Genomic DNA, 12,221 nt, shown 5'->3' with positions numbered 1-12,221 from the left:
CGAAAATCTCAATAATACAATTAGTTAAGATTAAAGCAAAATGAAAAGTATTTTATACTAAATATCTAATCCAATTGTGTTGTTGATAAAAAATACTTGTTGCTATCCCCATAAACAATAGGGTGTTATTTTTGTCACAAGTACTTAACCATGTTGATAGGTATCGATAATGTAATAAAATCACTAATTTTAGTTTAATAATTGAAAAACTTGATGGCCTTATCACTAAACTGAATCGACGCTTTTCAATCTAGCCATTCAAGCTCTATCGAGTTGATGAACAACGTTAAAAAAAAACCACTTATAAAATCCGGTAATGATAATGCTTTTATCTATTATCATTAATAAAAATCAGTTTGATTTAAAATTAATGTAGATGATTTAAATCTTTTTTGCTTTAATTCAAACGTTGTACTGTGTTTAAAAATATAGCTATTGCTTAGATAGTCATGAACTATCTAAATAATAGTTTGTGGACACCAGTAATAGCTCGTATACTTTTAGCATAAAAAGTTAAAAAAACTCAATAAATGAAAGGAGCAATTTCATGGCTTATACATTACCCCCTCTACCCTATGCTTATGATGCTTTAGAGCCTTATATTGATACTGAAACCATGCATCTTCATCATGATAAACATCATCAAACTTATGTAAACAATGCTAACGCTTTATTAGAATCGTTACCTACTGAAGTTAAAGATTTTTGTCCTGAAACTTTACTAAAAAATCTAGATAAAGTCCCATCTGACAAAGTTACCGGTCTTAAAAACAACGTTGGTGGTCATGTTAATCACACTTTGTTCTGGGAGTTGTTAAAAGTCGGAACTGAACTCAAAGGTGAGTTGAAAACGGCCATTGAAAAAGATTTTGGTTCAATTGATGCTTTTAAAGAGAAATTTTCTGCTGCTGCAGCAACCCGCTTTGGTTCAGGTTGGGCTTGGTTAGTACTCAAGAATGGTAAGCTTGAGGTTGTTTCTACGGCTAACCAAGATTCACCAATTATGGGTGAAAAATTTGCTGGTGTATCTGGCACACCAATTTTGGCTCTTGACGTTTGGGAACATGCTTACTATTTAAAATATCAAAACCGTCGTGCCGATTACATTGGTGCATTTTGGAATGTCATTAATTGGGATAAAGTTGCTGAGTTATACGCAGAAGCTAAAAAATAATTTTTATCGATCATTTTATCCAAATTACTTCATAATGACGCCTCTCGCGTCATTATGAGTTTTTAGTAATGATTCTTTACTATTGTGCCGATATCACGATTAACTCATTGTTAGAACTTGAACTGTTTTTTATTCATGTTCACTTCTTTTTGATAATGTTATTTTATCTTCCACTTTGTTGGATAAAATTATTGAATCACCATACACCAAGCCTAAATTGGTAATTGCTAAATTATACTTAAATCCGCTACAATGAAAGCTTATCTAAAAATCATAAACTGAGTATCCAATTTAAAACATGTTTGAAATTAATCCGGTTAAATCAAAAATAGCAGAACTTACCGAACGCAGTGCTGTGATTCGGGGGTATCTTTGACTATGATCTAAAAAAAGAACGACTAGAAGAAGTCAACGCCGAATTAGAGCAATCTGAAGTCTGGGCAAATCCTGAAAAAGCACAAGCTTTAGGTAAAGAACGAGTAACACTTGAAGATATCATTAATACCATTAATTCATTAGAGCAAGGGCTTGACGATGTCGAAGGCTTGCTTGAGCTTGCTGTTGAAGCTGAAGATCAAGACACTTTTGATGAAGCCAATTTAGAACTTGAACAATTAGAAAAAAAACTAGCCGGGCTTGAATTCCGCCGTATGTTTTCAGGTGATTATGATAGTGCTGACTGTTATTTGGATATCCAATCGGGTTCAGGTGGTACTGAAGCACAAGATTGGGCAGAAATGCTACTCAGAATGTATTTGCGCTGGGCCGAATCAAAAGGTTTCACAACCGAAGTAATGGAAGTATCCGATGGTGATGTTGCTGGTATAAAATCAGCGACAATTAAGGTATCTAGCGATTATGCTTATGGTTGGTTGCGCACCGAAACAGGAGTTCACCGCTTAGTACGTAAAAGTCCATTTGATTCAGGTAACCGCCGTCATACATCATTTGCATCAGTCTTTGTCTACCCTGAAATTGATGATAATATTGATATTGATATCAACCCTACCGATCTCCGTATTGATGTTTATCGTGCATCCGGTGCGGGTGGTCAGCATGTTAATAGAACTGAATCAGCGGTACGCATTACACATATTCCAACTGGCATAGTAACACAATGTCAAAATAATCGTTCTCAGCACAGTAATAAAGATCAAGCCATGAAGCAGTTAAAAGCTAAATTGTATGAGCTTGAAATGCAGAAAAAAAATGCAGAAAAACAGCAGATGGAAGACAATAAATCCGATATCGGTTGGGGCAGTCAAATTCGTTCATATGTCCTTGATGACTCAAGGATTAAAGATTTACGTACTGGTGTAGAAACACGCAATACCCAAGCCGTTTTAGACGGTGATTTAGATCAATTTATTGAAGAAAGCTTAAAAGCAGGTTTATAACCCTGCTTGGTGATAAAGAAAAGGTAAAATTATGTCAACACAGCAAGAGCAACAAAACCCTATTGAAGAGTTAAATAACGAGCTTACAATACGTCGTGAAAAGCTTGCACATATTCGTGAGCAAGGTATTGCTTTCCCTAATGACTTTCGCCGTGACGCAATTTCAAGCGATCTTCATAAATTGTATGATGATAAAACTAACGAAGAATTAATTGAAAATAAAATTATTGTAACCGTTGCGGGTCGAATGATGATGCGCCGTATTATGGGTAAAGCCTCATTTGTATCATTACAAGATGTTGCAGGGCAAATCCAACTTTATGTTACTCGTGATGATCTACCTGAAAACTTTTATAATGAACAATTCAAAAAATGGGATCTTGGTGACATCGTTGGTGCTAAAGGCTACTTATTCAAAACCAAAACAGGTGAACTATCAATCCACTGTGAAGAAATCCGCCTACTAACAAAAGCATTACGCCCATTACCCGATAAATTCCACGGCTTAGCAGATCAAGAAATGCGCTATCGTCAACGTTACCTTGATTTAATTACTAATCAACAATCACGTGACACCTTTATTGCGCGCTCAAAAGTGGTAACTGAAATTCGTAACTTCATGTTAGAAAACCACTTTATGGAAGTTGAAACCCCGATGATGCAAGTCATCCCAGGTGGTGCATCAGCCAAACCATTTATTACGCACCATAATGCGCTTGATCTAGACATGTATTTACGAATTGCGCCAGAACTTTACTTAAAACGTCTAGTGGTAGGTGGATTTGAGCGTGTATTTGAAATCAACCGCAATTTCCGAAACGAAGGGGTATCGCCAAGACATAATCCTGAATTTACCATGATGGAAATGTACATGGCTTATGCCGATTATAAAGATTTGATTGTATTAACTGAAGCGTTATTCCGTCGTTTAGCCATTGCCGTGACGGGGAATGCAGTAGTGCAATATGGCGAACACACTTTTGATTTCGGCAAACCATTTATCAAAATGACCATGCGTGAAGCAATCTGCCATTATCGTCCAGAAACTAACAATGCTGATTTAGATGATTTTGACAAAGCCTGTGCGATTGCAAAAGCCGTAGGAATCAAAGTGGAAAAAGGCTGGGGACTTGGTCGAGTGGTAACTGAAATATTTGAAGAAGTGGCTGAAGCTAACCTTATTCAACCAACATTTATCACCGAATACCCGGCAGAAGTCTCACCACTTGCTCGTCGAAACGATGAAAACCCGTTTGTAACAGACCGCTTTGAATTCTTTATTGGTGGACGTGAAATTGGTAACGGCTTTTCAGAACTTAATGATGCTGAAGATCAAGCACAACGTTTTGCTGATCAAGTATCACAAAAAGATGCAGGAGATGATGAAGCGATGTTTTATGATGATGATTATATCACAGCACTTGAACATGGTTTACCGCCAACGGCAGGACTCGGTATTGGTATCGATCGTACTGTGATGTTATTTACTAACAGCCATACCATTCGTGACGTAATTCTATTCCCGACCATGCGCCCAATAAAATAGAATTTTTTACTTTAATAAACCTCACTTATTTTATAATAAGTGAGGTTTTATACTCAAACGTATAGTTAACCTCAAACTTTTTTACAAGATTTATTCTAATAAAAATTAATGGATATTACCTTTATTCAACTGTTTCCCATTTAATTAAAATCATATAATTACGTTAAATGTTTTTGTTCACAGTAATCAATTAAATTAAAGTAAAATACAATTAATCATACTAACTCAAAACTTCACAAATCATGCTTACAGCCTTTTAACCATTATCTTTAAAATCAATGAGTCAATAATTAATCATAATAATTAAATTTGCTAATTCATCTATTAAAAACCATGGTTAACGTTCCTAATCAATATTGATTAAGTTATTTTTTAATAATAAAAGAAAAAGTTTAACTAAAGATCTTTATCGAAGACTTAAACTTTTTAAAAGAAAGTCATCACTGACATAAAGTCACGGCGATATTAATAAAATAGTCTGTTATAAGAAAAAAGAATAACCGTTCATGATGTTCTTCATAAACGGTCTATTAATTTAGATTAACCAACATTGGTTGGTTTAGTGTGATGAGGTAAAATTAAATTTAATACGATAGCTAAAATGCCACACAAGCTAATTCCTTGAAGGGCATACGAGCCAAAATCAAAAATCATTCCACCAATACCAAAGACTAAAACTAACGAAACAATACACATATTACGGGAAACGGATAAATCCACTTTATGTTTGACTAAAATATTAATGCCTACCGATGCAATTGATCCAAACAAGAGTACCATAATGCCCCCCATAACTACTGTTGGAATAGAGCTTAAAAAAGCGCCAATCTTTCCAACAAAAGACATTAAAATCGCCCAAATTGCAGCCCACGTCATCACTCTTGTTTTAAAATTACGAGTTAATGTTACTGCACCAATAACTTCAGCGTAAGTAATACAAGGTGGACCTCCAAAAAATCCAGCAGTAGAAGTTGCCAATCCATCACCTAACAAAGTACGTTGTAAGCCGGGTTCACGGGTATAATCTTTACCAGTAACAGAACTAATTGCCATAATATCACCTACATGTTCGATAGTTGGTGCGATAACAATTGGAATCATATATAAAATAGACTGCCATTGAAATGTTGGAAACGTGAAATCAGGAACTTTAAACCAAGGAGCATCAATAACAGGTTGAAAATTGACAATACCAAATAAGCAGGAAAATACATACCCTACGATGATACCGGCAATAATAGGCACTAATTTAAAAAAACCTTTTGCCCAAATCGCCATAGCTAAGGTAGTGATTAGTGATGCCATTGAAATAATAATTAACTGATAATTTTCAGCCATTAAGCCACTATCTTTACCCATTGCCATGCCGACAGCAACAGGGGCCAGCGATAATCCAATAACCATAATAATAGGACCCGTCACCACTGGTGGTAAAATTCGATTAATGACATTATTTCCGTTAATTTTTACTAAAAAAGCAAAAAACATAAACACAAAACCGGCAGCAACTAAACCTCCTAGCGTTGCCGGTATTCCCCACTGTGCTACACCAAAAGAAATCGGCGCAATAAAAGCAAAGGAAGAAGCTAAAAATACTGGTACTTTTCCTTTAGTAGTAAGTTGAAACAATAACGTTCCAACACCAGCTGTAAAAAGTGCGACATTGGGGTTTAATCCAGTTAATAAAGGAACTAAAACTAATGCACCAAATGCGACAAATAACATTTGAGCACCAGTGAAAATATCCTGCCATGAAAATTTAGACAGAGGGGCATCATGCTTTACTTCATCTATTGTGATTTTTACCACGTTGACAATCTCCTTTTCAACTTAATCTGTAGCTCATAAAGAATTTGATAATTAATTAACAGGCATAAAAAAACCGGATAAACCGGTCTAAAATTTGAAATTTTATTTGGTGCCAAATATCTTGTCTCCGGCATCACCAAGCCCAGGTAAGATGTAGCCTTTATCATTCAATCTTTCATCAATTGAAGCGGTATAAAGTTCCACATCTGGATGCGCCTGCTCAAGCGTTTTAATTCCTTCTGGAGCAGCAACTAAAACCAATACTTTGATATTTTTACAACCCGCTTTCTTAAGCAGATCAATAGTTGCAACCATTGAACCACCGGTTGCAAGCATTGGATCAACAACCAAAGCCATTCGTTCTTCAATATCAGAAGTTAATTTTTGGAAATAAGGCACAGGTTCAAGAGTTTCCTCATTACGATAAAAACCAACGACGCTAATTCTTGCACTAGGTACATGTTCCAATACACCATCCATCATACCTAAACCTGCACGCAAAATTGGCACTACAGTAATTTTTTTGCCTTTAATGCGTTCTACCTGAACTGGACCACACCAACCTTCTATGGTTACAGTTTCGGTCGGTAGATTTGCCGTTGCTTCATAAGTTAATAAGCTGCCTACTTCACTGGCAAGGTCACGGAAATCTTTTGTGCTAATATCACTTTCACGCATTAAGCCGATTTTATGACGTACAAGAGGGTGTTTTACTTCAACAATTTTCATGGGGGCCTCAGTGTTATTCTTTGAAGATAAATTAGTAGGTATAAATAACCACTGAGCGATAATTCTAACATAAATCTGACTTTATGAAAACCTGAAATCAACAACAGTTCTGATAACATAACTATTAGTAATATAATAAAAAAAAGAAATTTTAATGATAAAAATCAGTTTTATTTTCAATTTTTTTTTATTAAAATATCAAATCAATAGGATTTTTTTTTAATTAAATTAACAAGGATGATAAAAAATGGGCTGGTTTATTGATTGTATTACAAAAAATTACATAAATTTTAAAGGAAGAGCACGTCGAAAAGAGTATTGGATGTATATGTTATTTATTCTTATTGCCTCCTTTTTTACAATAATACTTGATAAGTCGTTGGGACTAGACTTAAATATAACAACCATATTTTTGTTAGCAACAACACTCCCTACTTTGGCTGTGTCAGTACGACGTTTACATGATACAGACAAATCAGGTTGGTGGTTACTGCTACAGCTTGTTCCATTTGGCAATATTATATTATTCATCTTTTTCTTAATGGATTCAACACCCGGACTTAACCGATTTGGTCAATATCCTAAAGAGTTATAAATAACTCATGGACACTAACCTGATTATTTTAAAATAATGAGGTTAGTTTATGCATCAGCTATATTATCAAATGCTTTCGCCGTTTAAATACTCAACTGGCAAATCAATTACATTCTGATCAATCTGCTCACCATTAATACATTGTAATAACATTTCTGCTGATTTCTGACCAATTTTCATCCTCGGTGTCAAAATAGAAGCTAATTTTGGCGTGACAACTTGTCCAACATCGTGCCCATGGAAACCCGCAATAGCCAATTGTTTAGGTACTTTTATGTCCAATCGTTGACATTCAAACAATACCCCGAGCGCTAAATCATCATTAGTACTAAAAACACCATCAATTTGTGGATACTCTTTCAATGCTTGATGAAGTAATTGCTTACCTAATGAGTAAGATGAAGATTTTTTTGTTGCAAAAGTTTTGGCAAAAAGCCCAGCTTCTTGCATAGCTTGTTCATAACCTTGCTGGCGAATAATACTTCTATCATCCTGACGAGCACTAAAATAAGCAATATGTTTATACCCTTTTTTAATCATACAATTGACCATATTTTTAGTTACCCCATAATTATCAAAACCCACAGCCATATCAATGCAAGGCGAAACACTGTCCATAATTTCAACAACGGGCACGCCCGATATTTCAATCATTTTTCGTGTTGCAGCGGTATGAGTACGTTCAGTTAATATTAATCCATCAATATTATAAGCTAGTAACGACCGTAACCGCATTTCTTCTTTTTCCGGATTATATCCTGTATGCGCAATCATGGTTTGATAACCATATTTGTCTGTTACAAGTTCGATACCTTTTAATACATCAGCAAACACCTGATTGGTTAATGATGGTAGTAATACACCAATTGCATTACTTTTTGCATTAGACAGCATATCCGGCGCTTTATTAGGGATATAACCAAGTTCATCTATTGCCGCGGATATTTGCAACTGAAGTGGTTTTGATACAAGATTAGGATCACGTAAAAAACGGCTTACCGTCATTTTACTAATACCTATAAAATCCGCTATTTCTTGCAAACCTGTACGGCGTTTTTTCATACTACACATTAATGTTTTCCGGAAGCTTCGGTTGCCAATCTATTGGTGTTTTACCTTGTTGCCGAATAAGATCATTCGCTTTTGAAAAATGCTTACATCCTAAAAAACCACGATGAGCAGACAAAGGGGATGGATGAACTGAAGTTAATACATGATGTTTTTGACGATCAATAAACTGTCCTTTCTTTTGCGCAGGTGATCCCCACAACAAAAAAACCACCCCTTCAAGATATTGATCGATTGCAGCAATTACGTGATCGGTAAATGTTTCCCAACCTATTTTAGCGTGTGAATGAGCTTGCCCTGCTTCTACAGTCAATACATTGTTCAACAATAATACGCCTTGACTTGCCCAAGAGGCAAGGTATCCATGAGAAGGAATGTTAAATCCTTCAATATCAGTAGACAGTTCTTTATAAATATTTAATAAAGAAGGCGGTGGTTTTATACCTGGTAACACTGAAAATGAAAGCCCATGTGCTTGATTAGGACCATGATAAGGATCTTGCCCTAAAATCACAACTTTGATTTCATTAAATGGAGTAAAACGAAAAGCATTAAAAACATCGTGCTTAGGAGGGTAAATAATCTTTCCTTCAGCACGTTGCGATGCTACAAATTGCATTATCTGTTGAAAATAAGGTTTTTCTTTTTCAGAACCGATGACATCATGCCAGGTTAATTGATTCGTCATACAATACCTATATTCTTTTGTGGCTTAACAACATTATTTAATGGTTGTATTAATTATACCTAAAAATCATAATAAACCTATTGCTAATCAATTTTAGGCATGGATGTTAGTGGAATATTTTTATAATACTCCAGATCGTTACCCATTGCCGTTCCAAATGAGACATTTAAGAGTTTACCTTCATCATTAATGTTAGCCATCACACCTTTAATCGCTTTTTTAGCAATAATTTTATAATCATACGATATATAGCGTTTTCTAATTGATTTTAATATTCCATAAGCAAAACCTGCTGTTGCTGATGTTTCCAAATATGAGGTAGTATCATCAATAATAGTATGCCATAAACCACTTTCATCTTGATATTAGGCTAATGCTTCAACTTGAGCATTTAAAATTTCAATAAGCATTTTACGAATCGGATCTTTTCTGAAGATCAAGTAGTTCGATAAATTCCGGGATCACTATGATCAACCAACTGTTTCCCCTTGCCCATTTTGCTTTAACAAAATGATGATTACCGTCAAAGGTCCAACCATGAAACTAAAGACCTGTCTGACGATCCATTAAATATTGAATATGAATCAATATTTGATAAATTGCTTCTTGAATATATTCAGATTTATTGAGTGTATTACCAATTTTAACAATTGGTAATACACTCATCATCAAAGTATCATCCCAAAGTTGTTGATGATTTTCATTATTATAAACAATATGTTGTAAATCTCTAAATTTAGTTCAAGGCATATCATACATCACCCAATCAGTCCAACTCTCTAAATAAGGCAAAAAAACAGAATTTTTAGTTGATGTTCCTTCAGACAAACGCTGTTCAAACCAATTATCAATAATTTCTAACGTAACCTTATCGCCAGTCTGTTGATAAAATTGATGCATACCATAAAGACCGATGCCATGGGTCCATACCCATCCATCCCAATCTTTAGTATCAATAACCTGTCCATCATCCAGTCGCAATAAAAATTCACCTGTTTCATCTTTTATATTAATTAAATTATTAATAATGTTTTGAATCAATTTTTGTAATTCAGATTTAGAAACTAAATACTCGGGTTTACAGAGCAATTTACTATGTTTTACAGGAAATATTTGCATCTTTCTCATCCTTTTATAAATTTATATAAAACAGCTAATACTCATTTATTTTGCCCCAAAGTTCGGTAACAGGCATTGCAGTCAACATTTCGATAATGGGTTTTCCTTTATCACTTATTCTTTTTTCTGAATTTGTTCCAATTTTTTTATATTATTAATTTCATCAATTAATATTTTGTGAGTTTTCAAATCCAGTTTAAATTTTAATGAAATTAAAAAACCTAAAGTTAAAACAAAAATAGTGCTAACGATTAATAAGATTAAAATAGTTTGTGATACCCCTAGTGGTTGCTCATTATGTCCTTTAACAAATCCTGAGTTTTGCAAACAAATGACAATTAGCATTACTGCCCCTGCTTGAGAAGCTTTCCGTGTGAAGATCATTACTTCTGCAAAAATTCCTTCTCGACGTTTACCGGTAATAATTTCATCGACATCAGAAATGTAAGTATGGATATTACAAGGAATATAGTTGATCCCCCCTTCGACCTAATCCCGCTATCGCCGATACAATAATCAACAGTATATGAATATCACTTAAAGGGTCATAAAAATGACACCATAAGCTAAGCAGCTCATACCAAAATGGTGAGTTTTTATATGACGAATCCAAGAGTGGCTATTTCATTAATAGGAGGTCTTGAGAAAGCTGAAGCATTAATTATTTTTAACTCGTTTTGTCGTCTCAAGATTGAAGTTTATTTGTTAGCATGCCAAACCAGATTATCGTGACCAGCCATCATTTTTTCTGGTGGAACCGACGGAAAGTTGAATTTAGGTAAAAACCAGATGTGATTATATTTATTCAATTATACCAAGCTGCCAGTAAATGAATCTGTTTAATCTGCACTGCTGAGGTATAAGTCTTAAAATTTATTCAAAGGCAGAAGGTACGACTGCTCAGGTGATTGATATAAAATGCCCATAATGGTGTTTTAGTTCATCAAGATATCATTGTCTAAGTAATAATGAGTTTTTGGTAAGGTATTTAAATTTGCTTTTACACTTAGTGTCATTACTTATTATGTATGAATCAAGAAGAGATTAAATTTTAAGCTGATCATATTTATATCTCTTATTGATCAAATTAATTTTTGGTGTTTTACTTATCAAAGTGTTTTTTAAATTTTCTTAAAAAAAGATCCATATAAATTAACCAATAAATTTTAAAAAATTTAAAGAGTTGCTTACAAGCATTGCAATTAAAGCAAAAAAAATAACCAAAGGTATTACTTATTGAATTGATAGCTTATTTTGACTTTAATCAAATTATGAAAGTGCTATATTAACTCACAATAGATAAGGGCAATAAGGCCCGTTAGGAGGATTTAAAAATGATTACAGGTATCCAAATTACTAAAGCTGACAATGCTGCACTACTTAACTCTTTTTGGTTATTAGATGATTCAACTAAAGAAGCACGTTGTGTAGCTGCTAAATCTGTTTATAAAGAAGATCAAATTATTCCAACTGCTGAACTTGGTCAATTTGAATATCGTGAAGTACCTTTAGATGTAGCACCAACAATCAAAGTTGAAGGTGGTCAACATTTGAATGTTAATGTTCTTCGTCGTGAAACTTTGGAAGATGCAGTAAAACACCCTGAAAAATATCCACAATTAACTATCCGTGTTTCTGGTTATGCTGTACGTTTTAATTCTTTAACAGCAGAACAACAACGTGATGTTATTGCCCGTACTTTTACTACAAAAATGTAATTAGTATCAATATGTTTTAAACCTAATAATAATTAGCATAAAAAGGATAATTAAAAATTATCCTTTTTTTTATGAAAAAATAATTTACTTATATCAATATTAAACATTTTAATATTTTTAATTGTAAGTCCATAATCAAACATCCCTATTATTTGATCAAAACGAATTGATAAGATTGATCACCACAAATAAGCGTTTCAAAAATAATCATCATAATCAATTGATTTAACCTAATAAATAAATTAATGTGAAAATACCCAATCCTCCATATAATTAATATTTATATAAGCAAGTTAAATTTTTTATCCTGACCAATTCAGTAATTATAGGTATTGGTCATGTATGTCTGTTTCACCATAATATTAGATAAATAAGCCT

Annotated in this window: 10 protein-coding genes and 1 pseudogene; 5 read left to right on the top strand and 6 right to left on the bottom strand. The window is 33.9% G+C overall.

Going from position 1 to position 12,221, the window contains the following annotated elements; genetic code table 11:
• Positions 1–547 precede the first annotated feature (547 nt).
• The 3 genes from J3U13_RS03555 (at position 548) to lysS (ending at position 4,117) form a co-directional block, all read left to right on the top strand.
• Positions 548–1,174, top strand: coding sequence for a Fe-Mn family superoxide dismutase (locus J3U13_RS03555; protein WP_267340212.1), 627 nt, complete (start codon positions 548–550; stop codon positions 1,172–1,174).
• 298 nt (positions 1,175–1,472) lie between these two features.
• Positions 1,473–2,571 (top strand): peptide chain release factor 2 gene (prfB, locus tag J3U13_RS03550; protein ID WP_324169957.1). Its coding sequence is split into 2 segments (ribosomal slippage): positions 1,473–1,547 and positions 1,549–2,571, totalling 1,098 coding nucleotides; the frame shifts between segments, so codons are not numbered across the junction.
• Between the two features lie 31 nt (positions 2,572–2,602).
• On the top strand, positions 2,603–4,117 hold the full coding sequence (gene lysS, locus J3U13_RS03545) for a lysine--tRNA ligase (protein WP_267340211.1): 1,515 nt from the start codon (positions 2,603–2,605) through the stop codon (positions 4,115–4,117).
• 540 nt (positions 4,118–4,657) lie between these two features.
• Here lysS and J3U13_RS03540 read toward each other — a convergent pair.
• Positions 4,658–5,917: a uracil-xanthine permease family protein gene (locus tag J3U13_RS03540; protein WP_416380569.1), complete on the bottom strand. Its 1,260-nt coding sequence runs from the start codon at positions 5,915–5,917 to the stop codon at positions 4,658–4,660.
• Positions 5,918–6,028: 111 nt separating this feature from the next.
• Entirely contained in the window at positions 6,029–6,655 is a 627-nt protein-coding gene (gene upp / locus J3U13_RS03535; protein WP_267340208.1) for a uracil phosphoribosyltransferase, read from the bottom strand.
• A gap of 247 nt (positions 6,656–6,902) precedes the next feature.
• On the opposite strand from upp, the gene J3U13_RS03530 reads away from it, so the two are divergent.
• Entirely contained in the window at positions 6,903–7,250 is a 348-nt protein-coding gene (locus tag J3U13_RS03530) for a DUF805 domain-containing protein (protein WP_267340206.1), read from the top strand.
• Between the two features lie 66 nt (positions 7,251–7,316).
• Here J3U13_RS03530 and gntR read toward each other — a convergent pair whose 3' ends face one another.
• The 4 genes and pseudogenes from gntR to J3U13_RS03505 all read right to left on the bottom strand — a co-directional run bounded on the left by gntR (position 7,317) and on the right by J3U13_RS03505 (position 10,548).
• Positions 7,317–8,312 carry a gluconate operon transcriptional repressor GntR gene (gene gntR, locus J3U13_RS03525; protein WP_267340204.1) on the bottom strand — a complete coding sequence of 332 codons (996 nt, stop codon included), beginning with the start codon at positions 8,310–8,312 and terminating at the stop codon, positions 7,317–7,319.
• A gap of 1 nt (position 8,313) precedes the next feature.
• On the bottom strand, positions 8,314–9,006 hold the full coding sequence (ung, locus tag J3U13_RS03520) for a uracil-DNA glycosylase (protein ID WP_267340202.1): 693 nt from the start codon (positions 9,004–9,006) through the stop codon (positions 8,314–8,316).
• A gap of 83 nt (positions 9,007–9,089) precedes the next feature.
• A pseudogene (locus J3U13_RS03510) lies at positions 9,090–10,125 on the bottom strand (glycoside hydrolase family 88/105 protein).
• Between the two features lie 114 nt (positions 10,126–10,239).
• Positions 10,240–10,548 carry a hypothetical protein gene (locus J3U13_RS03505; RefSeq protein ID WP_416380568.1) on the bottom strand — a complete coding sequence of 103 codons (309 nt, stop codon included), beginning with the start codon at positions 10,546–10,548 and terminating at the stop codon, positions 10,240–10,242.
• Positions 10,549–11,459: 911 nt separating this feature from the next.
• On the opposite strand from J3U13_RS03505, the gene grcA reads away from it, so the two are divergent.
• Positions 11,460–11,843, top strand: a complete 384-nt coding sequence (gene grcA / locus J3U13_RS03500) for an autonomous glycyl radical cofactor GrcA (protein WP_025314317.1) — start codon at positions 11,460–11,462, stop codon at positions 11,841–11,843.
• Positions 11,844–12,221 lie beyond the last annotated feature (378 nt).

It is taken from the genome of Gilliamella sp. B2887, assembly GCF_026537015.1.
Classification (GTDB): Bacteria; Pseudomonadota; Gammaproteobacteria; order Enterobacterales; family Orbaceae; genus Gilliamella.
This window is presented reverse-complemented; position numbering and strand designations above follow the sequence as displayed.